A 22589-nucleotide genomic window follows, 5' to 3' on the forward strand; every position below is an offset into this window, starting at 1 on the left:
TGGAAGGTCGGGGGAGCGTCACACGGGACCAGTGGGGCGGAGTCGTGGGCTCCGGGCCTAGGTTGGACCGCGTCATGGTGTACATACGCGTACTCGGCAGCTTCGAGGCGGAGCGGGACGGTGAACCCCTGCCGCTCGGCGGCCACCGGCAGCGCTCCGTCCTGGCCCTGCTGGTCTCCGCGCGGGGCCGCGTCGTGTCCGTCGACCGGATGATCGAGGAGCTCTGGCAGGGCGCCGCCCCCGCGCGGGCGGTCGCCTCGCTCCAGGCCTACGTGTCCAACCTGCGCCGCCTGCTGGAGCCGGGCCGGGCCCCGCGGGCGGCGGCGCGGCTGCTGGTGAGTTCGCCCCCCGGGTACGCGCTGCGGCTGCCGGACGACGGGGTCGACGCCTGGCGCTTCGAGCGGTTGCTCGGCGCGTCCCGCGCGCGGCTCGACGAGGCCCCGCAGGAGGCACGGGCCCTGGTGGAGCAGGCGCTGGCGCTGTGGCGGGGGTCCGCGTACGCGGACGCGGCCGACGAGCGGTGGAGCCATGCCGAGATCCTGCGGCTCGACGAACTCCGGTCCGAAGCGCGGGAGTTGAAGATCCGGGCGGGACTGCGCGCACCGGATCCCTCGGGGGCGGTCGCCGAAGCGGCGCTCCTCACCCGTGAGGAGCCCCTGCGTGAGGAGGGGTGGCGGCTGCACGCGCTGGCCCTGCTGGCCGCCGGTCGGCAGGCCGATGCCCTCGCGACGCTGCGGCGGGCGCGCGAGGTGCTGGCCGAGGAGGCGGGCCTGGACCCGGGGGCGGCGCTGGTCGCGCTCGAACGGGCCATCCTGGCCCAAGAGGACGGACCGCTACGGGAGGCCCGCGGCGCCACGCCCGACCTTCGCGGCGCCACGCCCGACCTTCGCGGTGCCACGCCCGAGGCCCGCAGCGCCACACCGGACCCCGGCCGCGGTAGCCGAGGCCCGGTCCTCAAAGGTCCCGGGAGGGGCGCGGGAGCCCGCCCGCCGACCCGATCCCCGGCGGCGCCGGGCCCCACGCCCGGCCCGCCGCCGGCCGCGCTGCCGAGGGGCGGGTTCGGAGCCGGCGTCGGCGCCCCGGCCCGACACGTCGCCCGGAGTGGTGTCGGGCCGGCGGTCGAGCCCGCAGCGGCGTACGGAGTCCGGGGCGGGGCCGAGTGGGGTGCCGGAGCCGTACCCGAGCCTGGACCCGAGCCTGGACCCGGGCCCGTACCCGAGCCCGGACCCGAATCCGCGCCCGGTGCATGGGCGTTCGGCGATCCCGAGGCCCTGTTCGTCGGGCGGGAGTCCGAGCTGGCGGCGCTGGGCCGGGCCTCGGAGCGGGCGCTCGCCGGCGGGCCGGTCGTGGCCCTCGTCGCCGGTGAGGCCGGGCTCGGCAAGTCGGCGTTGCTGAGCCGGCTCCGCGCCCGGCTGCGCGGCGAGGGCTGGCTCGTCGCCCACGGCCGCGCCACCGACGCCGAGGGCGCCCCGCCCGCCTGGCCCTGGGTCGAGGCCCTGCGTGCCGTCGCGGCCGAGGCCCCGCCCCCGCCCGGGGTGGCCCCCGTCGTGGAACCCCTGCTCGCCGATGCCCCGGTCGCCCCGGCCGCCCCGCGGATCGGCGGCGAGGACGCCGCCGCCGGACGGTTCCGGCTGCACCGGGCCGTCGGAGCCTGGTTGTGCGAGGCCGCCCGGGAACGGCCCGTCTGCGTGGTCCTGGACGACCTGCACTGGGCGGAGCCCGAGACGCTTGCGCTGCTGGCGGCCACGGCGGAACTGCCGCCACCCGCTCGCCTGTTGCTCGTCGGCGCGTACCGGCCCGACGAGGTCGAGGGGCGACTCGCGGACACCCTGGCCGCCGTGGCCCGCCGCTCCCCGGTCCGGGTGGCGCTGCCCGGCCTCGCCGCCGGCGCCGTCGCGGAGGTGGTGCGGGCGGTGAGCGGCGCGACGGTCGACCCCGAGACGCTGACCGCGCTCTTCGAACGCACCGGCGGCAATCCCTTCCACGTCCGCGAGAGCGCCCGCCTGCTGGGCAGCGAGGGCGCCCTCGTCGCCCTGTCCGAGGTGCCCGAGGGGGTCCGGGACGTCCTGCGCCGCCGGCTGGCACGGTTGCCGGAGCCGGTCGTCGGCGTGTTGCGGCTGGCCGCCGTCGCGGGTCGGGAGACCTCCCTCGACCTGTTGGTCGCCACGGCCGACACCGATGAGGACGGGGTCCTCGGCGCGCTGGAGGCGGCCGTCCTCGCCGGACTGCTCGGTGAACCCGCGCCGGGCCGCGTCCGGTTCGCGCACGCGCTGGTCCGCGACACCCTGCTGGCCGACCTGAGCCGGGTACGCGCCACCCGGATGCACGCCCGGATCGGCGATGCCCTGGAGGCGGCCGGGTCCGACGACGTGTCCTCGCTCGCCCATCACTTTGTCCGGGCCGGCTCCGTGGCCACCGCCGCACGCGCGGTGGCCCACTGCGTGCGGGCGGCCGGGCTCGCCGAGGGCCGCTACGCCTACGAGAGCGCCGCCGCCCTGCTCGTCGACGCCGTCGCGAGCTTCGAGCGCGTCCCGATGACCCCGGGTGCGGACCGCGACGCCGAACGGGCCGAACTGCTGGGCCGGTTGCTCCGCGCCCAGGTGCGCGCCGGGGCCGTCACGGCGGCCCGGACGACCCGGGGCACCGCCGTCGGGCACGCGGTCGCGGCGGGCCGCGAGGACCTGCTCGTACGGGCGTTCACGGACTGGCGGGACCCGACCCCGTGGCAGACCCGGCCCTATGGGGTCGTGGACCGGCCCGTCGTGACGTTGCTCGAAGGGCTGCTGGTCCGGCCCGGTCTGGCGCCGGCCGACCGGGGTCGGCTGCTCGGCGCGTACGCGGCGGAGCTGTCCGACACCCGCGACCCGAAGGTGCGCGCGGCGGCCCGGGAGGCCCTCGCGCTCGCGGACGAACTGGGTGATCCGGCGCTGCGGGCGGCGTCGTTGGCCGCCCTGATCAAGGAACTCGACGCCGACCTGGAGTGGCCCGAACGCGCCGAACTGGGCGCGCGGTTGGAGCAGCTCGCCACCGAGCGGGACCTGCCGGACCACCGCTGGTACGGGCTCTTCGCACGCTCCACGGCCGCCGCCGCCCGGGGGGACGTCGCCGCGGTCCACACCCTGGTGGAGGAGTTCGTGGCGTACGCGCGGAGCTACGGCCTGGCCCAGCCCGAGACGGTCGGCGACAGCGTCCTGGCCACCCTCGCGCACATCGCGGGCCGGACCGAGGACGCCGACCGGATGTACGGACGGGCCGCCGCCCGGATGGCCCGGCAGGGCTCCCCGCACGCCGGCGGCTACCTCGCCATCGCCACGACCACGCTGCGGGCGAGCGAGGGCCGGCTGGGGGAGGCGGTGCCGTGGGCGCGCCGCCTCTTCGCCGAGTTCGGTCCCCTCGCCGGCGACATCCTGGCCGTGGCGCTGGCACACGGCGGCGAGCCGGACGAGGCCCGCGCCGTCCTGGCGCGCAGCGGGCCGCTGCCGGCGAACTACTTCTTCAAGGTGTTCGGCACCTTCCGGGCCATGACCCTGGTGGCCCTGGGCGAGTCCCGGGGAGCGAAGGAGCTGTACGCGGAACTGCTTCCGTACCGGGACGCGGCGCCGCCGTCCTCGGGCTTCACCGTCGCCGTCCGGCCGGTCGCGTACACCCTCGGCGAACTGGCCGCCCTCCTGGGCCGGGACGCGGACGCGGCCGGCCACTTCGCGCGCTCGGCGGAGATCGCCGAGACCTGGGACAGCCCGTGGGGCCGGTCCGGGACCTGAACGCGACGCCGGCCGGCGGCCGTCGAACACGACGCCGGCCGAGGGTGGGCGCGGGCGGTTGCGTAGGCTGGTTCCGTCGCCGTGGTGCTGCGGGGAGCCGACCGGGGCCGCGACGTGCAATAGGGTGGGAAAACCGCACTTGACCTGCAGAAACGCAGGCAGGGAGCCTAGATCCAGGAGTACCTCGATGCTGCGCACCATGTTCAAGTCCAACACCTAGTATTTGGGCATTCGCGCAGGTCAGAGCCGTGCTTTCGGGGTCCAGGTCAGCAAGTGGTCAGCATCGGTCCCGATCACGTCCCGTCGTTGCTGACCTCAGTGACGGCAGTGGGCGATGTCGCCGGCCGCCCGCTCCGCAACGGTGACTTGACCCCATGCCCTGCTGGTCAGAGCAGGGTCTTCGTGTACTGGTGGTGCCCGCATCTGGCCCGAGACCTTGGTCCGCCGGTCGCTCGTGGCTGCCCGATGAACCGACGAGCCCGCAGGCCCCGTGCGTGTCTGGGGGTCGTCTTGCCGTTCTTCCCTGATCCGCACACAGCGGTGGCGCGATTCGGCATTGACGCCAGTGCTGGGGCCTTGACCCAATGCCGGATAGTTAACGTATTTCCGCTGGTGGCAAGGGGCGCAGGCGTCAAGTCGGAACACGGGCAACGGAGTCTCGTTGGTCAGGTGGTCCGCCAAGACTGCTGATCATCGAGGTTCCGTTCCCCACACGCTATTGTCCCTTTCCGCCAGGCCTGATTTCCGGCACCGCGTGAACTCGACCTGACGGCGTGGGCTCATGGTTCGGGCCTCGATCGCCGGTAGCGGGGCGGGCCGGAGCGAGTGCGGCGCGAGCACCGGTGGGCCCCGGTGTGGCCAGGCGCCGGCTGTGTCGACTGGGTCAGGCTGTGGGGAGTTCCTGTGCGGGCAGCCTGCCTGCGTGGACAGCGTCGACCAGAGCTTGATGGTCGCGTTCGTTCTGATCGGCGTAGGCCTCGGCAAATGCGGCGACCGCCCGGTCGAAGGATTCGCTGCGGCCCAGGTACGCGGCGATCGCGATCCGGTCGCCCGACCGCGCGTGCGCACGGGCGAGGGTGATGCCGCACACCTCGCCGAACGTCTGCAACTGTGCGGGGGACATCGTCTCAGGCAGGGCGATGCCCTTCCAGTCGCGCAACTGGCGGATGTAGAAGTCGCGCTGCTTTCCGTCGATCCCGTCCACCCGCTCCCAGCCGAGGAAGATGTCACTCGCCGCCTGCATCAGCCGCTGTCCGGAGACCACGCGCTCGCCTTGGTTGCGGTATCTGCTCGCGCCGATGTGGGCGGCGAGCACGGAGGTGTCGGCTTCCTTGGCCTGTAGGAAGAGAGGATCCTGGCCGTCGCGGCCGAGCAGCAGCAGGATCCAGCAGCGGGTTCCGACGCTGCCGACGCCGACCACCTTGCGGGCCACGTCGACCAGCCGGTAGTCCTCCAGGAGCGCTCGCCGGTCACTCGCCATCGTGAGGCCGTAGCGTTCGACCAGCCGGCGGAGCCGGCGCTCGAATGTGCTGCGCTCGGCGTCCGGCAGCAGGTCCGCGAGCGGTACCAGCAGTGGAGGGTCCGCCACGATCCTCGGCCGGTCGTCGACCAGCTCCGTGAGTTTGTCGAAGACCTGCAGGGTGTCATGCGTGCGGGCCTTCGCCATGGCACCGGTCAGCTTCTTCCGCCCGCTCTTGCCGAGCCGACCGGTGGTCAGGGCTTCGAGGCGGTCCGCGTCGATCTTCGCGTACCAGACGTCGAGGTTGCCCATGCCGGCGAAGCCGCGCATCGCCTCGCGGTACGAGAGCACGGCAGAGCTCACGATGCCTGCGCGCTCGGCGTCGTCGAATCCGTTCGCCCGGCCGGCGATGACGAGACTCGCCGACAGCCGTTTGACGTCCCACTCCCAGGGACCGGGCAGGGTCTCGTCGAAGTCGTTGATGTCGAACATCAGCCGACGCTCCGGAGAGGCCAGCAGCCGGAAGTTCAGCAGGTGCGCGTCCCCGCACAGTTGGGCCGTGATTCCCGAGTCCGGGCTGCCGGCCAGGTCGGAGGCCATGATCGCGGCGGCTCCCCGGTAGAACCGGAAGGGGGACTCCGTCATCCTGCTGTAGCGGATGGGGACCAGCTCGGGTACCCGGGCCGCAGACTGTTCCTCCAGTATCGCCAGTGGGTCCCGTCTGTCCGGAGACGGCCGGTACTCGGCGTGCCCGGACCGCGGCGAGCGGCGCCGGGCCTCCTTGCCGTGGTCCGCGCGTTCCTGGGGTGTGCTGTGGGGTACCGCGCGCATCGCGGTGGTCGCACTCTGGGACATCGGTGCACTCCTGCCTGCTCTGCTGCCCACAGGACGGGAACGGCTCCCTGCTCTGCGAGAGCTGTCCTTGGGCATCGGCGACGGCATCGGTGGTGCCGAGTGCCGCGATGGTGTTGCCGGCGGCCGTCACGCTGCGGGCGGTGCCCACGACGGGGGAGATCAGCACATCCTGCAAGGGGCAGGTGAACGACATGTGACAGTGCGTGCCCGCAGATCACCCGCATGCCTTGCTTCAACTCTAGAACCCCTCCCGATTCCGCGCGCGGGGCAGGGTTCGAGCGGCCCGTGTGCGCCGCGCGATGCCGTTCACCGCCCTGCGCCCCGCGGAACTCGTCGACGGCGCGGGCCGCCAGGGGCGTCCGGCTTTGCAGGCACGTCATCCGGACGGCTCGGCCGAAGGATTCCCAGCGGAGCCTGCAACGCCCGGTTCCGTGGGCATCCCGGTTACAGTCGGCGGGCGACTCAGGCGGTGGTGGCTCCTGAGGTGATCAGGGCGCCGACCGCCGGGAGGCCGGCTTCCGCCAGGGCGCGGCGCTGGCGGTCGGCCGACGTTCCCCGCTGGAGCAGCCGATGAACGAGCGAGGTCACCTCGCGGTGGTCACCGTTGTCTTCAAGGGCGGGGCCGATGTACCGCAGGAGCGCGCATAGTGCGTCCCCGCTGCTTCGCAGTCGCCCGTTCGGGTCCATCAGCGTGCTGCTGATCCCGTGCCGGGCCGCATGCCATGTTGCCGCTTGCAGGAGTTCCGGTCGGCATGGCGTGTGAGCGACTCCCGACTTTTCCTCGGAGATAGCGGTGGCGGCGAGCCCGCGGACGACGCTGGCGAGCATGACCGCGTCGTCCGCCTCCAGTTGCACGTCACAGCAGCGCACCTCGATGGTCGGGTAGCGCTCGGAGAGCCGGGCGTGCCAGTACAGCTGCCCCCGGTCCGGGATCAGCCCGGATTCCACCAGTTCGTCGGCCCGCGCCTCGTAGTCCGCGAGCCCCGCGAAGTGCGGCGGTGGGCCGCTGACCGGCCAGCGGCCGAAGATGATCGTGCGCCAGCTGGCGAAGCCGGTGTCTCGACCGTCCCACAGGGGGCCGTTCGCGGACATCGCCAGCAGCGTGGGAAGCCAGACGCGTAGCCGGTTCAGGACAGCCACCCCGGTCTCGCGGTCGGGCATCCCCACATGGACGTGCATTCCGCAGATCAGCTGCTCGTCGACCAGCAATCGGGCCTCTTGCTGCATCTTCACATATCTCGCCGTGCTGGTGATGGGTACGGGTACGGCATTCCTGACTGGCGAGGTGGCGGAGACGGCGATGCGGCAGCCGTTCGCCTGCGCGGCGGAGGCGACTGCGTGACGCAACCGCAGAAGATGCCCTCCCACCTCTTCGAGAGCCGTGCACACGGGGGTGGCGACTTCGATCTGAGCCTGCAGCAGCTCGTCCTGGACCTCTCGCTCTTCCGCGATGGGTGCCAGGCGGGCCGTGGCACGCACCTCCTGCACGAGCGGTGTGGGAAGGAGTGTCTCCGGGTCGACCAGCAAGTACTCCTCTTCGACCCCAACAGTGATCATGCTGGGTGGTACCCCGAACCCGCAGTGATCACCCACCTAAAGGGCCACCACGGCACCGATGGCCCCTCGTGAGTGCGCGAGCGCTCGGCGGTGGAGCGGGGACGAGGACGTTCGGCCCCACGGTCAGCGGCCGGCCCGTTCGTGTCCGCAGGGGATCCTGTGCGTCTTCTACTGCGACGCCGGCCGGCAACTCCTGCGGTGCGTCATGCCGGGGCAGGGCCTGTCCGAGCGCCGGCCTGGGACCTGCCGGTCGGAGGCGGGCTGAGCCTGAGCATCACGACGTAGGCGACCACCACCGCGACGATGACCAGAGGCATGACGGTGAGGCCCTGCGATCCCAGCAACAGGGTGGCCAGCAGCACCGACGTCAACGGGAGCCTAAGCATGGTGACCGACATGGCCCCGATGCCCATGGCGAACGCCGGGATGAGCTGCAGCCCTGGAAGGTGCGACATGGCGATCCCGCCCGCCGCCCCCAGAAACATCGCGGGGAAGATGGGGCCGCCCCGGAAGGCGCTCAACGAGACGCAGTACGCCAGCCCCTTGCAGGCCACGAGAAGCGTCAACGTGCCGACGGTGTAATCGGCGCTGTTCGCGAGCAGCGGGCCCAGAGCGCTCTGCCCCGAGTACATCACCTCGGTCGCGGCCTTCCCGGTGCCCTGGGCGTAGGCGATGGCGAGCCCGCCGATCACCAGGCCCATCAGTACGGTGGCGGGAAGCAGGCGCCGTTCGACGCGCGGCTGCAGCCACAGGGCGAGCCGTCGGATGCCCGTGCCGACGAGGGCCATCGCGAGTCCGATGACAAGTGCCCAGCCGAATTCGGCGACGGTGGGCGAGTTGGCGTGTGGCACGTCCGGAATGGCCAGCGAGAAAGTACCGAGACCGGTCCAGTTGTCCAGGCCGATGAAGACGAGCGAACCGATGCCGGCGGCGAGAAGGCCCGGCACCAGCACGACCCCGAGCATCGGCCCGCCGACCCCCGACACCTCCATGAGCAGGAAGGCACCGGTGATGGGGGACCCGAGCAGGGTGCTGACCGCTGCGAAGCTTCCTGTGGCTCCGACGACGGCCCCGGCCTGCGGGGGCATGTCCGGCTTGAGCAGGCGTACCAGCCAGAGGGCGACGCCGCTGCCGAGCATGATGAGCGGCGCCTCGGGCCCGAGGACCGCGCCGAGGCCCAGCGTGGCCACGGCCGCGAGGAGGACTCCGGGAAGCTCACGCGGTTTCGGCGGGCCCGCCGTCGACAGCCCCTCGGCCGGCTTGTGGCCGCCGATCCCGGGAAGGTAGCGGATGGTCACTCCGACCAGCAGTCCTGCCACGGCGAGCAGTGGAAGGGGCCACCAGGGTGGGGTCCCCCGGAAACCCAGCGCCTTGGGCAGGGCGGTGTAGGTCCAGGGCTGGAGCGCATCGACCAGCGCGAGGAAGCCGTACGCGCCTGCGGAGATCGGCACTCCGAGCACCGCCGCCATGATCAGGAGCCCGATGTAGCCGCGAGTCCTGACCTGGGCGAAGGGATCAGTCGATGACGCCCCCGGTGCTCCGACGGGACTATCGGCCGACATTGCGAATCAACTCCTCGGCATCGATGTCCGTCGGAAACGTGGTGATTCACCGGCGTCTGCCCGACGTGATACCACGTGGCATCGCTGCGCACCTGGCGTGCGCACCGCTGCCGTTCGGCGTCGGTGTGACGGTCACTCGGCCGGCCCAAACCCCGCCGGGAGGTTCACCCGATCGGTCCCGCGCCGTCGGCGCGGTCCGTCGGTCGTGGCAAGCAGGCGGCGCACAAGGGATTGTGGGCGTGGCCTCAGCCCCGTTGGTGGGGGCTACACCGGCCCCGCGGGTTCCCTCATCCGTGGAATTTGGAGGCGTCACCGGACGCGTTCGCCGGGCCCCCTACGGCGGCGGGAGTGCAGCAGGGGGGGGTGTCCCGCGTCATGTGCTCGGCTTGACCGGCAGCTGGAATGTCGGCGGGCGCCCGAAGGGCACAGTGGTTCGGCCTGGTGCGGCCGGGGCTCGAACGCGTACGCGCAGATGCTATTCGTCCAGATGTTTCCGTGCCGGTCCGCACGCGGTCGGAGCGCCTTCTCGTGGTCGAGCCGCCCCCCCCGCCGTCTGAGTGAACCAGCCGGCCTCGTTGCGTCGTTCGAGGGACACCACCGCCCCGTATGGCCGACCTGGGCGAGCCGCCCGCCCTCGCGCAGGTCGACGCCGGGAAGTGTTGTCCCCCGGGGTCTGCATATGGCCAGCGACGGGAGAGATCGGTGAGCTCAGCTGTGGACGAGGGGCGACGGCCGGTGCCGGCGATTCTCCGGGGCCAGAAGGCCCTGGTAACCGGCGCGAACTCCGGTATCGGCAAGGCGACCGCGATCGGTCTGGGCCGAGCGGGCGCCGATGTCGTCGTGAACTACGTCTTCGGGCCGGAGGCGGCTGAGGAAGTGGTCCAGGAGATCAAGTCCTTCGGGGTGCGGGCGTACGCGCACCAGGCGGACGTCTCCCAGGAGGACCAGGTCGTCGGGATGGTCGACCGCATGGTCGAGGAGTTCGGCACCATCGACATCATGGTGGCCAATGCGGGGCTGCAGCGTGACGCCCCCGTCACCGAGATGACCGTCGCCCAATGGCAGAAGGTGCTGGACGTCAACCTCACCGGGCAGTTCCTCTGCGCCCGGGAGGCGGCCAAGGAGTTCATCCGTCGGGGCGTCGTACCGGAGGTCTCCCGTTCGGCCGGGAAGATCGTCTGCATGAGCTCGGTTCATCAGCTCATCCCGTGGTCCGGCCACGTGAACTACGCCTCCTCCAAGGGCGGCGTGCTGATGCTGATGCAGACCTTGGCGCAGGAACTCGCGCCCAGCGGGATCCGGGTCAACGCGGTCGCGCCCGGCGCGATCCGCACTCCCATCAACCGCAGTGCCTGGGACACCCCCGAGGCCGAGGCCGATCTCTTGCGACTGGTTCCCTACCGACGTGTGGGTGACCCCGAGGACATCGCCAACGCCGTGACCGTCCTGGCTTCCGATCTGATGGACTACGTCGTCGGTACCACCCTCTACGTCGACGGCGGAATGACGCTCTTCCCCGGCTTCGCCACCGGAGGCTGACCGAACCGTGGACGATCACGTCAGGCCCCGCCGGGTGGTGATCCTCGGCGGCGGCTTCGCCGGCCTTTTCGCCGTGCGGGCTCTGCGCAGCGCCCCCGTCGCGGTCACCCTGGTCGACCCCTGCGCCCACCACCTGTTCCAGCCGCTGCTGTACCAGTGCGCCTCCGGCATCCTCTCCGAGGGGCAGATCGCCCAGCCGCTGAGGGCGGTCCTGCGCCGCCACCCCCAGGTGCGGTGCGTACTGGCGACGGCCACCGACGTGGACGTCGCCGGGCGGGTCGTCCACGCGCGGAGACCTGACGGCGGCTCGCTGGAGCTGCCCTACGACGATCTGATCGTGGGGATCGGCGTACGGCAGTCGTACTTCGGGCACGACGAATTCGCGTCGTACGCGCCCGGCATGAAGACACTGGCGGACGCGCTGGCCGTACGGACCAAGATCTACCAGGCGTTCGAGATGGCTGAGGCGAGCACGGATCCGCTGGAGCGCGCGCAGTGGCTCACCTTCGCCCTGGTGGGTGGCGGCCCCACCGGGGTCGAGCTGGCCGGGCAGATCCGGGAGATCGCCGGCCACACGCTGGAACGGGAGTTCTCCACCATCGACCCCGGCCAGGCCCGGGTCCTGCTCTTCGACGGCTCGGACGGAGTGCTCGGCGCCTTCGGACCGGTGCTGTCCCGCCGCGCCGCCCGGACCCTGGACGACCTCGGCGTCGAGGTCCACCTGCGGTCGATCGTCACCCGGGTCGACGACAAGGGACTGACGGTGAGCCGCAAGGACGGCGGCAGCGACCGGGTGGAGGCGCGCACGGTGCTCTGGACCGCCGGGGTCGAGGCACCACCGCTGGCGACGGCGCTGGCGCGGGCGACGGGCGCCGAGCAGGACCGGGCGGGCCGCATCCGCGTCCAGCCCGACCTCACCATCGCCGGCCATCCGGAGCTCCGGGTGGTCGGCGACCTGATGAGCCTGGACAAGCTGCCGGGCCTCGCCGAGGTCGCGATGCAGAGCGGTGCCTACGCGGGCCGCCGGATCCGACATTCCGTCGAGGGCAGGACCCGTGAGCCCCGACCCTTCCGGTACTTGGACCTCGGCAGTGCGGCCTACATCTCGCGTGGCAGGGCAGTGGTGAAGATGGGCCGCTTCCACGCCTCCGGGCTGATCGGCTGGCTCATCTGGCTGTTCATCCACATCGTCTTTCTCACCGGCTTCCGCAGCCGGGCGGGCGCCCTGCTCAGCTGGGCCGTGGTCTTCGCCTCCGGTTCGCGTCGCGAGCGCGCCTTCACCGCGGCGGACCCGGACGCCACGGCTGCCCCGCCCCTCTCCCCGTCCAGCCCACCGGCCGACCCCGCGGTCACCCGGAACGAGCCACGGAGACCCGTATGAGCACCACGGCACACCTCTTGGCGGATGCCCCCGCACAACTTCTGCCCGCACGGCAGCTGATGGCGTTCACCCTGGCCTCGCACATCATCCTGGTGCCACTGGGAGTGGCGCTGCCCTTCATCACCCTGGTCATGCACTACCGGGGCCTGCGCACGTCCGACCCGGTGGCGCTGCTGCTGGCCCGTCGATGGTCCGCGGTGATGGCCGTCCAGTTCGCCATCGGCATCGTCACCGGCACCGTGCTCTCCTTCGAGTTCGGGCTGCTCTGGCCGGGCATGATGGGCCGTTGGGGCGATGTCTTCGGTCTCGGCTTCGGGATCGAGGCGTGGGCCTTCTTCCTTGAAGCGATCCTGATCGCCATCTACCTCTACGGCTGGCGCCGCCTGAAGCCGAAAACGCACTTCTGGCTCGGCGTCCCGATGCCGTTGGCGGCGCTGATGGGCGCCTTCGGCATCATCGCCGCCAACTCGTGGATGAACACCCCGCAGGGCTTCACCCTCGACGCCGACGGCCGGCCCGTGAACGTCAACGTCCAGCAGGCCATCTTCACCCCGATGTTCGGCCCGCAGTACTGGCACTTCGTGGTCGCGATGTTCCTCACCGCCGGCTACGTGGTGGCCGGCGTGTACGCGGTCGGCTGGCTGCGCGGCCGTCGCGACCGCTACCACCGCCTCGGCTTCACCGTGCCGTTCACCATCGCCACGATCCTCACCCCCGTGCAGTTCATTCTGGGCGACAACATCGCGCGGCAGGTCTTCCTCAAACAGCCGATCAAGTTCGCCGCCGCGGAGCTGGTCTGGAAGACCGACACCCACGTGCCCGAGTACCTGTTCGGCCGGCTACAGGAGGACGGCAGTGTCAAGGGCGGGCTCAAGATCCCCCAGCTGGACTCCATCCTGGCCGGCTTCAGTCCCGATACGAAGGTCACCGGGCTGAGCTCGGTACCCGCCTCCGACCGCCCCACAGCCACCCAGGCGACCATCGCGCACTGGGCCTTCGACATCATGGCGACCATCGGGAGTGTGCTGATCCTGCTGGCGCTCTGGTACGCCTGGTGCTGGTGGAGGCACCGCGACCTGCCGAAGTCGCGGTGGTTCTTCCGGTGCGCGGCCATGGCCGGCGCCGCGAGCATCGTGACCGTGGAGTGCGGCTGGGTCATGACCGAGGTGGGGCGCCAGCCCTGGATCGTCTACCAGAACATGCGGGTCTCCGAGGCGGTGACCAGTACCCCAGCCTCCTCCCTGTGGATCATGTTCGGCCTCGTAGTCGTGATCTACGTACTGATCTTCGGCGCGTTCCTCGGCGTGCTGCTCAAGATGCGCACCCGCTGGCGGCTCGCCGACGCGGAATCCGCGCGCGTGCTCTCTGATGCCCCGGAGACGGACACGCCGTACGGTCCCCGTCCGGAGACGGCCGCGGGCGCACCAGGTACCCGTCGAGACCCCGGGAGCGAACTGTGACCGCGAGCATCGTCGCCTGGATCCTGCTGCTCGTGATCGCCGCCTACGCCTGCGGCGGAGGAGTCGACTACGGCGCCGGATTCTGGGATCTGCTGGCGGGTGGGGCCGAGCGCGGCAAACGAGCCCGCTGGCTGATCGACCATGCCATGGCCCCGGTCTGGGAGGTCAACAACGTCTGGTTGATCTTCGCGTTCATCCTGATGTGGACCGGATTCCCGGTGTTCTTCCAGACGGTGTTCACCGCACTCTGGCTGCCCCTGGCACTCGCCGCCATCGGCATGGTGCTGCGCGGTGCCGGGTTCGCGCTGCGCAAGCCCACCCGGGGACTCGCCGGACGCCGGATCTACGGCGCCATGTTCGCCGTCTCGTCCCTGCTCACGCCGTTCTTCCTGGGAACGGCCATCGGCTCGGTGGCCTCCGGGCGAGTCGCACCCGGCACCCCCGCCACGGCCCACGCCTGGGCCAACACCACCTCGATCATGGCCGGACTCGTCACCGTGGCGGCCACCGCCTTCCTCGGCGCGGTGTTCCTCACCGTGGACGCCCGCCGGTTCGACGCCGCCGACCTGATGGGCTACTTCCGGCTCCGGGCATGGATCAGCGGCGGCGCACTGTTGATCGTCGGCGTGCTCGGCCTGACCGTGACCGACCCCCGCGCCTCGTACGTCCATCACGGACTCACCCACGGCGCCGGGCTCGTCCTCCTCCTTCTCGCCGTGGTGGCTCTGGCGGTGACCGCCTGGCTGGTGGCCGGCAAGGCCGCAGGGTGGGCGCGGTACTCCTCGGTCGCCGTCGTGGCACTGCTCGTCGCCGCCTGGGGATTCGCCCAGCGGCCCTACCTGGTGCCCACCTCGCTGACCGTTCAGCAGGCCGCCGGCGCGAGCGCCCCGCTGCAATGGATGCTCATCGTCGCGGTCGTCGCCCTGGTACTGATCGGCCCCGCGCTGGTCGTCCTGTACCGCCTCGACACCCACGGTGTGCTGGAACCCCTCACCGACGAGGACGTAACCCAATGACGACTCACCGCGGCGAGCGGACAACGTCGGTTCCCGACGGCCGCGGCGTCCATCAGATCACCGGTTAGCACGGTCACGTCCGGCATGGCATACCGGGAGGGGCCGCAATGACATCGAGCCAGGTACTGATCGGCGTCGGGATGGTCGTGGCCCTTGCCGTGGGATGCCAGCTCCTGGCGAACTTGCTGCGGGTGCCGGCGATCCTCCTGCTGCTGCCGGCCGGATTCATCGCCGGCGTCCTGACCGACGACGTCAACCCCGAGAAGCTGCTCGGCGACGCGTTCTCCCCGCTGGTCTCGCTCGCCGTCGCAGTGATCCTCTACGACGCCGGGCTCGGCCTGGACCTGCACCTTCTCAAAGGCCACACCCGCACGGTCGTGGTCAGGCTCATCTGGCTCGGCGCACTGATCACCTTCGTGTCGGCGGCGCTCCTCGCCGTCCCCATCATGAGCATGTCGCTGAGCGCGGCTCTGATGCTGGGCGCGATCCTCGTGGTCAGCGGCCCGACCGTCGTCGGACCGCTGCTCAAGTTCGTCCGCCCGAGCGAACGGCTGCAACGCATCCTCGTCTGGGAGGGCTCGCTGATCGACCCGCTCGGAGGCATCCTCGGAGCGTTCGTCTTCCACGGCGTCATGGCCAGCGGACAACACGGCCTCGCCAGCCAGCTCGCCACGTTCTTCGGCAGCGCAGCACTCGGGCTGGCCGGCGGCGCCGCCGGAGCCGCTCTGCTCTGGCAGCTCCTGCGCCACCTCGCCCTCGACGAAGTACTCGGCACGACGGTGCAGCTCGCCGCGGTGGTCTCGGTGGCAGCGGCCTGCGACGCCTTGCGCGACGACACCGGCCTGATCGCCGCCGTCGTCATGGGGGTGGCACTGGCCAACCTGCCCGGTTTGGACATGCCCGCCCGCCGGCCCTTCTTCGAGGCGCTGGTCTCGCTGATCATCGGCCTGCTGTTCATCTCCATCTCGGCCACCGTCACCCCGCAGTCCCTGCGCCACGTGGCGCTGCCCACCATCGGCTTGGTCGCCGCCCTCGTCCTGGTGGTCCGACCTCTGGTGGCGGTGCTCTCCACCGCCCGCACCGACGTCCCCTACCGGGAGCGATGGTTCATCGGCTGGATGGCGCCGCGCGGCATCGTCGCCGCGGCCACCGCCTCCACCTTCTCCGTTTCCCTCGTCCAGGCCGGCATCGGTGGCGCACAGAAGATCCTTCCCGCCACCTTCGCGGTGATCGTCGCCACCGTCATGGTGTACGGCCTGACAGCGATCCCGGTAGCCCGTCGGCTCGACGTGCGACGCTCGGCCCGCTCCCGACCACTCCTGGTCGGCGGCGACCCCTGGGTGGTCGAACTGGGGCGCGCCCTGCGCTCCGCGGGCCTGGACGTGCTCCTGTGGGCCGGCCCCGACGGCCAACGCCGCAGCATCACCGACGCCGGCCTCGACCTGGCCCCCGGTGAACTGCTCGGCGCCGCCACCGGCGTCGGCGCCGAACGCGAAGGAATTACGGACGTACTGCTGCTCACCGACGAGGACGACTTCAACGCCCTCGCGTTCACGACCCTCAAGGAGACTGTGGAGGGCCCCGTCCACTGCCTGGCGCCGCCGACCCGCAGCCACGGCGTGGTCGCCCCCTGCACCGGCAGCGAGGCGCTGTTCGGCCGTGGCCTCAACCGGCCAGAACTGGCCCGCCGGTACGCGGATGGCGCCCGCATCGTTACCCACCGGGTCGACGAGGGCATTCCGGCCGGACACGAGATGCTGTTCCTGGTAGGGCCGGACGGACAGATCAGCGCCGCCACCGAGGCCGGCGCGCCGACACCGGGCGGCGGCGACATCGCCATCCTTCTGAGACCTCCGGCCAAGTCCCCGCCGTAGTGCGCCGCGGGAGGACTCGCTGCCCGATGCCCGCGTGCAGGCACGGCCATTCGGCATGCAACGTGCCTTTGCCGCCATGACCGACGGCTGTGCGGATGTCCCTCAGCGAATCCGCTCGGCGATGCGGTCGCCGACGCGCATCGCGTTGGCGATGGCCGTCAGCGACGGGTTCACGGCGCCGATGCTCGGGAAGAAGCTGGTGTCCACGACGTAGAGGTTGTCGAGGTCGTGGGCCTTGCAGTCGACGTCGAGCGCGGAGGTCTGCGGGTCGGTGCCGAAGCGCACGGTGCCGGCCTGGTGGGCAGTCGCGCCGATCGGCATGCCCTTGTGAAGGTAGAGGCTGTGCGGCAGCAGGTGGTGCGGATGCATGCCGAGCTGGCCGAGCATGCCGCGCAGCTTGTGCTGCAGCCGCTTCAGTCCTTCGATGTTGTTCTTCTCGTCCAGCGTGAGGTGGATGTCGCCGTTGCCGTCCAAGGTGACGCGGTTCTCCGGCAGGGGGAGATCCTCGCCGCACAGCCAGAAGTCCACCGCGTGGTGGGCCAGCACCTCGAACGGCATGTCGGGCGAGGCCAGTCCGGCCCAGTGCGGTGCCTCGCCCTTGATCTGGTCGGCATCCGACTTGCCCAGCATCTGGATACCGCCGAGCGGGAAGTCCCAGTCGTCCGCTCCGAGGTACCAGTCGTTCAGCGCGAGCGTCTTCTGGAACTGCGTGTCGTTCGGCTCCTTCGAAACTGCCATCAGCGCCAGGTTGTTGTGTCGCATGTAGTGGCGGCCGACCGTGTCGGAGCTGTTGGCCAGGCCGCGAGGGTGATGTTCGTTCGCCGAACGCAGCAGCAGTGCGGCGGAGTTCGCCGCCCCGCAGGCCACCACCACGATGTCGCCGCGGAAGCGGGCCTCGGAGCCGTCCTCCATCTCGGCGACCACGCCGTTGACGGTGCGTCCGGTGGGGCCGGTCTCCAGCCGCCGGACGTTGGCACCGGTGACCATGCGCACGTGCTCGTACTCCAACGCCGGCTCGACGCAGATCACCTGGGCGTCGGCCTTGCCGCGGACCAGGCAGGGGAATCCGTCCACCCGGTTGCAGCGGATGCACACGCTCCCGTGGGTCGCGCCACCCTTGGCGTCCTGGGTGAGGTTCACGCCGATCGGCAGGTGGAAGGGGTGCAGACCGTGCTTCTCCAGGTCGTCGCTGAGCTGCTGGATCCGAGGCTCGTGCAGCACCGGCGGGTGGGCGTACTGGGCGCTGACCGGCCCCTCACCGGGGTCCTCGCCGTGGTGACCGTGTACGAGGTAGAGGTGCTCGGCCTGGGTGTAGTAGGGCTCCAGGTCCTCGTACCGGATCGGCCAGGCCGGGGAGATGCCGCCGTGGTGGCGCAACTCGCCGAAATCCTCGGGGCGCAGGCGGAACAGCGCTGCGCCGTAGAACTTGGTGTTCCCGCCGACGTAGTAGTTGACCTCGGGCGGGAACTGGTCGCCGTGCTTGTCGTACCAGAACTCGGGAGCCCGGTATTTTCCCCTGACGAATACAGCGGTCGACTCCCAGTTGTCGCGCTCGCGGGGGAGGAAGCCGCCGCGTTCGAGGATCAGAATGCGCTTGCCGGTGGGGGCGAGGCGGTGGGCGAGGGTGCCTCCGCCTGCTCCGGTGCCGATGATGATGACGTCGTAATGCGGGTCGTCGGCCATGGCGGCTACCTCGGTGTCGTCGGAGTGGGGTCTGCCGGTGGATCGGTAGGTCAAAGGACGGCCATGGGGACGACGGGCGAGCCGGCGGCCCCCGGGGGGGTCGCAGTTGTTCGGTCACGCAGAGAAACGACCAGCGGCCCGCCTCCTCGCAGAGCGGCGGTTCGCCGGTGCGCCTGCATGGCCATCGCTCCCCGGGTCGTCTCAGTCGCGCTGCCGGTCGAGGGCTTCGTCCAGGGTGCTCGCCGCCATGATGAGCGACAGGTGGGTGAAGGCCTGCGGGAAGTTGCCGAGTTGCTCGCCGCTGGGGCCCACCTCCTCGGCGAAGAGGCCGACGTGGTTGGCGTAGGTGTGCATCTTCTCGAACGTGTACCGGGCCGGACGCAGGCGCCCGGCCCGGGCCAGCGCGTCCACGTACAGGAAGGTGCAGAGGCTGAAGGTGCCCTCGGAGCCGCGCAGGCCGTCGGGGGAGGCGGCCGGGTCGTAGCGGTAGACGAGGCTGTCGGAGACCAGGGTGCGGTCCATGGCGTCCAGGGTGGAGAGCCAGGACGGGTCTCTGGGCGCGACGAAGCCGACGCGGGGCATGAGCAGAAGGGAGGCGTCGAGGACGGCATCGTCGCCGTAGTGCTGGACGTAGGCCTGGCTGGACTCGCTCCAGCCGCGCTCCATGACCTGCTCCAGGATGGCGTCGCGGGTCTTCGTCCAGCGGTCGGTGTCGGCGGGCCGGCTGAACTCGGCGGCCAGCCGCAGGCCGCGGTCGAAGGCGGACCAGCACATGACCCGGCTGTAGGTGAAGTCCTGGCGGCCGCCACGAGTCTCCCAAATTCCCTCGTCGGGACGGTCCCAGGAATCGGCCAGCCAGTCCAGCGTCCGGGAGAGCACCTTCCAGCCCCGGTAGCCGGCCTGGATGGCGATCTCGGGCCCCTCGGACAGGGCGTAGAGTGCCTCGCCGTAGATGTCCAGTTGCAACTGATCGGCGGCCGCATTTCCCAGCCGGACCGGCGCGGAACCCCGGTACCCCTCCAGATGGCTGAGGATCTCCTCGGTCAACAGGGGTTCGCCGTCGACCCGGTACATGATCTGGAGCCGTTCGCCGTCCTTGTCCGCGGACTCGCGCAGCCGGTCGCCGAGCCAGTGTGTGAAGTCGGTGGCCTCCTCGACGAAGCCGAGGTCGAGCAGCGCGCGTACGGAGAGCGAGCCGTCGCGTACCCAGGTGTAGCGGTAGTCCCAGTTGCGTTCGCCGCCGACCTGTTCGGGCAGGCCCATGGTGGCGGCGGCGACCGGGGCGCCGGTGGGCGCGTACGTGAGGAGCTTGAGGGTGATGGCGGAGCGGTTGACCATGTCGGGCCACCGGCCGCGATAGTTGGATCCGCGAACCCAGCGCTGCCAGAAGTCGACGGCGCCCCAGAGCTGTTGGGTGATCCCGTCGATGGTGGGCGGTGGCGGGGCCTGGCCGTCGGCGTCGCAGACGGTGAAGACGACTGCTGCCGCTTCGCCCACGTTCAGGGTGACGGAGCCCCGCAGGTCGTCGGCGTCACGCTCCACCGGAAAGGTGCTCTGGAGGTGCGCGCAGACTCCCGGTGCCCGGAACACGGCCCCTTCGGGGCGCAGGTCGAGGTCATGGGCGGCCCGGCCGTAGTCGAACCGGGGGCGGCACTCCATATCGAATCGGACGGTGCCGCGCACGGTGCGCACGGTCCGGATCAGGGTGTGCCGGTCGGTCGGGGTGCGGCTGGTGTTCGGCGGCATCCAGTCGAGCACCTCACCCACCCCGTCGGGGGACATGAAGCGGGTGACCAGGACGGCGGTGTCCGGGTAGTACAGCTGTTTACAGCTGGCCTCCGGGTCCGCCGACGCGATCCGGAAATAGCCGCCGCGATCGTGGTCCAGCAGGGCGGCGAAGATGCTGGGGGAGTCGAATCGGGGTGCGGCGAACCAGTCGACGACGCCGCGCGAGGTCACCAGCGCCGCGGTCTGCAGGTCGCCTATGAGGCCGTGCTCGGCGATGGGCGGGTAGCGGTCCATGAGTGTCCCCAGGTCAGTGTGGTCCTTTGGGATCACTATCGGCCAGGACCGCCGGAAGCGCCCGTCGAGGCGGGCGCGGCCGACCGTCGGCCCGGGTCTCTGGGGGGGCGTCCAATGCCCGGCGCCCGGCGCGCGGCGTTGCCGTGGTTGTGCGGTCCGTATGAGCGATCCTGCAGAGGCCGGCAGCAAGCCGGGATCCCGTCAGACGTGAGGGTTCAGGGTTGGAGATGATCCATGTCCGCGCGGTGAGCCCGCCGGATCTCACCGGCCGGGTCGTCGACCTCCTTGCGGGTGACCCCTCGGTCCTGAACCTGATCGTGCAGCCTGGCGCCGTGCGTCACCCGGACGGCGACTCGCTCGCCTGTGACGTGCTGACCGGCGCGGCGAACGACGTGTTGCGGGCCCTGCGTGCGCTGCACCTGGACAAGCGCGGTTCCGTTGTCATCGAACCGGTGGACATGGCCTTCGTCGGCGGGGACGCCGGCGCCAGGGCGGGCGGGCACGGTGCACTCATCCACGCACCCGTCTGGGAGCAGGTCGAGGCACGGATCCGGGCCGAGGGGACGTATGCGCCGAGTTTCTACCTCTACCTGGTCGTCGCAGGACTCATCGGTGCGGTCGGAATCGTCACCAACTCCCAGATCCTCATCGTCGCTGCCATGGTCGTCGGCCCCGAGTACGGGGCCATCGTCAGCATCGCGCTCGGTATCGACCGCGGGAACCGGTCCCGGGTCCGGCAGGGGCTGCGGGCGCTGCTTTCGGGCTTTCTCCTGGCCATCGTCGTGACCCTTCTCTTCAGCCTGCTGATCCGCTGGTGCGGCTTCGAGTCCAGGGCGTTCAGCCTGGGCGTTCGGCCGGTCTCCCAGCTGATCGACTCGCCCAACTTCTTTTCGTTCGCCGTCGCCGGGCTGGCCGGCGTCGTCGGTATCGTCTCCCTCACCGAGGCGAGGACGAGTGCGCTGCTGGGCGTTTTCATCTCGGTCACGACCATTCCAGCCGCGGCGGACATCGCGGTCTCCGTTGCTTTCACCAGCTGGAGCGAGGCTTGGGGCTCGTTCGTTCAGCTGGTGATCAACATCGTGGTGCTGATCGTGGTGGGCACGGGTACGCTCCGCTGCCAGCGGGAGATCTGGCGCCGGGTCGGTGCACGGCGCGCATGCGCAGCCCGCCAGTAGGGGTGCTCCCAGGCCGTGAACCCCGACGGAGGGTCTCCGGTCAGAGAGCGCGATCACGGAAGTGTCAGTTGCGGGGATGGCGTTCGTATCGTCCGTCTAAGGTCCGTCTTGGCCCGAGGCCCGAGGCTTCGGCAGGCATGTGGGTGCGGAGCGTGTCGGTCATACCGCCGCATTCACTTCGGTCTACGGTGGGAACCAAGATCCCAGCCTCGCGGCGGGCGAGCGAGCGGGGAACGGTCGTGGTGGCAGCCGCCGCCACACGCCTGCACCTTCGAGGAGCCGCAGATGAGCGCGACATCATGGGCGACCGCCGCCACCGGCAGTGCCGTTGCCGCGGCTGACACCGCGATCTGACCCGCCACCGAGCCCGGGCAGCAGTCGGCCGTGACCGGACACAGTGCCTCCGATACGAACCGTACGAGCGATCCGCACGAGCCGCAGCCTGCGCAGCCCGCCGAGAGCCGCTGGCCGATGGCCGGAGCCGTCATCGCTTCCGCGGTGCTGACCCTGCTCCTGCCCGACGACTTGCGCCTGGGGCCCCGATGGGCGCTTCCCCTCGCCGAAGGACTGCTCCTGGTGGCGCTGATCTCGGGCGACCCCCTTCGGATCAGCCGCCGCTCGACTGCCTTGCGCGCCGTGTCGATCGTCCTGGCCACCGTGCTGGCATGCGGCGCCATCTGGTCAACCGTCCGACTGATCGACGATCTCATCCACGGCGGGACGGAGACCAACTCGGCCAGTGCCCTCCTGCTGGCCGGCGGGAGCGTCTGGGCCTCCACCGTTCTCGCGTTCTCCCTGCTGTACTTCGAACTCGACAGCGGCGGGCCGGCCGCCCGGGCGCACCACATGCCCGCCACTCCAGCGCTCGCCTTTCCCCAACAGCTCAGTCCCGAACTGAACGCCTTGCGCTGGCGTCCCCGCTACATCGACTACCTCTACCTCGGATTCACCAATTCCACCGCGTTGAGTCCTACCGACGTCATGCCGCTCGCCCCCTGGGCCAAGTGCGTCATGATCCTTCAGTCCATCGTGTCTCTGGTCATCCTGGGACTCGTCATCGCCCGGGCCGTCAACGTCCTCGCCTGACAGACCGCCGAAACACTGCACTCGTGCGCCACACCCGACCACAACGCCCACCCGCATGGGCGGAACCGCATCCGGGATCCACCGCAGGACGCCGGAAAACAGGCGACCGCGCAGCCGCGGGGGCAGCGCGAGCCGGTCGGCGGCGCGAGAGGAAGCCGT

General features: G+C 70.9%; 13 protein-coding genes. 8 read left to right on the forward strand and 5 right to left on the reverse strand.

What is annotated here, in order from left to right:
• The first annotated feature begins 74 nt into the window (after positions 1-74).
• The gene (locus ACIOD1_RS06520; RefSeq protein WP_401900620.1) at positions 75-3761 is read left to right on the forward strand and encodes a BTAD domain-containing putative transcriptional regulator; all 3687 of its coding nucleotides are present in this window, start codon (positions 75-77) and stop codon (positions 3759-3761) included.
• Positions 3762-4644: 883 nt separating this feature from the next.
• On the opposite strand, the gene ACIOD1_RS06525 is transcribed toward ACIOD1_RS06520, so the two are convergent.
• The 3 genes from ACIOD1_RS06525 to ACIOD1_RS06535 all read right to left on the reverse strand — a co-directional run bounded on the left by ACIOD1_RS06525 (position 4645) and on the right by ACIOD1_RS06535 (position 9194).
• A complete protein-coding gene (locus ACIOD1_RS06525; protein ID WP_401900621.1) occupies positions 4645-6075 on the reverse strand; it encodes a DUF2252 domain-containing protein in 1431 nt (476 codons plus the stop codon).
• A gap of 462 nt (positions 6076-6537) precedes the next feature.
• The gene (locus ACIOD1_RS06530; protein ID WP_401900623.1) at positions 6538-7632 is read right to left on the reverse strand and encodes a glutamate--cysteine ligase; all 1095 of its coding nucleotides are present in this window, start codon (positions 7630-7632) and stop codon (positions 6538-6540) included.
• Positions 7633-7835: 203 nt separating this feature from the next.
• Positions 7836-9194 carry a chloride channel protein gene (locus ACIOD1_RS06535; RefSeq protein ID WP_401900625.1) on the reverse strand — a complete coding sequence of 453 codons (1359 nt, stop codon included), beginning with the start codon at positions 9192-9194 and terminating at the stop codon, positions 7836-7838.
• Positions 9195-9938: 744 nt separating this feature from the next.
• Here ACIOD1_RS06535 and ACIOD1_RS06540 point away from each other — a divergent pair.
• From ACIOD1_RS06540 to ACIOD1_RS06560, 5 genes are all read left to right on the forward strand, one after another.
• Positions 9939-10733 (forward strand): SDR family oxidoreductase, encoded by a 795-nt coding sequence (locus ACIOD1_RS06540; RefSeq protein WP_401901375.1) that lies wholly within the window; start codon positions 9939-9941, stop codon positions 10731-10733.
• A 7-nt stretch (positions 10734-10740) separates the two neighbouring features.
• Positions 10741-12114 (forward strand): NAD(P)/FAD-dependent oxidoreductase, encoded by a 1374-nt coding sequence (locus ACIOD1_RS06545; protein WP_401900627.1) that lies wholly within the window; start codon positions 10741-10743, stop codon positions 12112-12114.
• Positions 12111-13574, forward strand: coding sequence for a cytochrome ubiquinol oxidase subunit I (locus ACIOD1_RS06550; protein WP_401900629.1), 1464 nt, complete (start codon positions 12111-12113; stop codon positions 13572-13574). The genes ACIOD1_RS06545 and ACIOD1_RS06550 overlap by 4 nt, the downstream gene beginning before the upstream one ends.
• Positions 13571-14590, forward strand: coding sequence for a cytochrome d ubiquinol oxidase subunit II (locus ACIOD1_RS06555; protein WP_401900631.1), 1020 nt, complete (start codon positions 13571-13573; stop codon positions 14588-14590). Before ACIOD1_RS06550 ends, ACIOD1_RS06555 begins: the two co-directional genes overlap by 4 nt.
• A gap of 107 nt (positions 14591-14697) precedes the next feature.
• A complete protein-coding gene (locus tag ACIOD1_RS06560; protein WP_401900633.1) occupies positions 14698-16464 on the forward strand; it encodes a cation:proton antiporter in 1767 nt (588 codons plus the stop codon).
• 102 nt (positions 16465-16566) lie between these two features.
• Here the strand turns inward: ACIOD1_RS06560 and ACIOD1_RS06565 are convergent, their stop codons facing one another.
• Together ACIOD1_RS06565 and ACIOD1_RS06570 are read right to left on the reverse strand one after the other, a co-directional pair.
• A complete protein-coding gene (locus tag ACIOD1_RS06565; RefSeq protein WP_401900635.1) occupies positions 16567-18147 on the reverse strand; it encodes a GMC oxidoreductase in 1581 nt (526 codons plus the stop codon).
• 201 nt (positions 18148-18348) lie between these two features.
• Complete coding sequence (locus tag ACIOD1_RS06570) at positions 18349-20169, reverse strand: glycoside hydrolase family 15 protein (protein WP_401900637.1); 1821 nt, start codon at positions 20167-20169, stop codon at positions 18349-18351.
• Between the two features lie 221 nt (positions 20170-20390).
• Here ACIOD1_RS06570 and ACIOD1_RS06575 point away from each other — a divergent pair, with 221 nt between their 5' ends.
• Together ACIOD1_RS06575 and ACIOD1_RS06580 are read left to right on the forward strand one after the other, a co-directional pair.
• Positions 20391-21344 carry a DUF389 domain-containing protein gene (locus ACIOD1_RS06575; protein ID WP_401900640.1) on the forward strand — a complete coding sequence of 318 codons (954 nt, stop codon included), beginning with the start codon at positions 20391-20393 and terminating at the stop codon, positions 21342-21344.
• A gap of 384 nt (positions 21345-21728) precedes the next feature.
• Positions 21729-22430: a hypothetical protein gene (locus tag ACIOD1_RS06580; protein WP_401900642.1), complete on the forward strand. Its 702-nt coding sequence runs from the start codon at positions 21729-21731 to the stop codon at positions 22428-22430.
• The last annotated feature ends 159 nt before the right edge of the window (positions 22431-22589 follow it).

It is taken from the genome of Streptomyces sp. NPDC088097, assembly GCF_044741845.1.
Lineage (GTDB): Bacteria > Actinomycetota > Actinomycetes > Streptomycetales > Streptomycetaceae > Streptomyces.

What these genes read in the sequence shown, in the direction of transcription:
- ACIOD1_RS06520 (WP_401900620.1), top strand. Translation starts at nt 75, where the DNA reads ATGGTGTACATACGCGTACTCGGCAGCTTCGAGGCGGAGCGGGACGGT.
- ACIOD1_RS06525 (WP_401900621.1), bottom strand. Translation starts at nt 6,075, where the DNA reads ATGTCCCAGAGTGCGACCACCGCGATGCGCGCGGTACCCCACAGCACA.
- ACIOD1_RS06530 (WP_401900623.1), bottom strand. Translation starts at nt 7,632, where the DNA reads ATGATCACTGTTGGGGTCGAAGAGGAGTACTTGCTGGTCGACCCGGAG.
- ACIOD1_RS06535 (WP_401900625.1), bottom strand. Translation starts at nt 9,194, where the DNA reads ATGTCGGCCGATAGTCCCGTCGGAGCACCGGGGGCGTCATCGACTGAT.
- ACIOD1_RS06550 (WP_401900629.1), top strand. Translation starts at nt 12,111, where the DNA reads ATGAGCACCACGGCACACCTCTTGGCGGATGCCCCCGCACAACTTCTG.
- ACIOD1_RS06560 (WP_401900633.1), top strand. Translation starts at nt 14,698, where the DNA reads ATGACATCGAGCCAGGTACTGATCGGCGTCGGGATGGTCGTGGCCCTT.
- ACIOD1_RS06565 (WP_401900635.1), bottom strand. Translation starts at nt 18,147, where the DNA reads ATGGCCGACGACCCGCATTACGACGTCATCATCATCGGCACCGGAGCA.
- ACIOD1_RS06570 (WP_401900637.1), bottom strand. Translation starts at nt 20,169, where the DNA reads ATGGACCGCTACCCGCCCATCGCCGAGCACGGCCTCATAGGCGACCTG.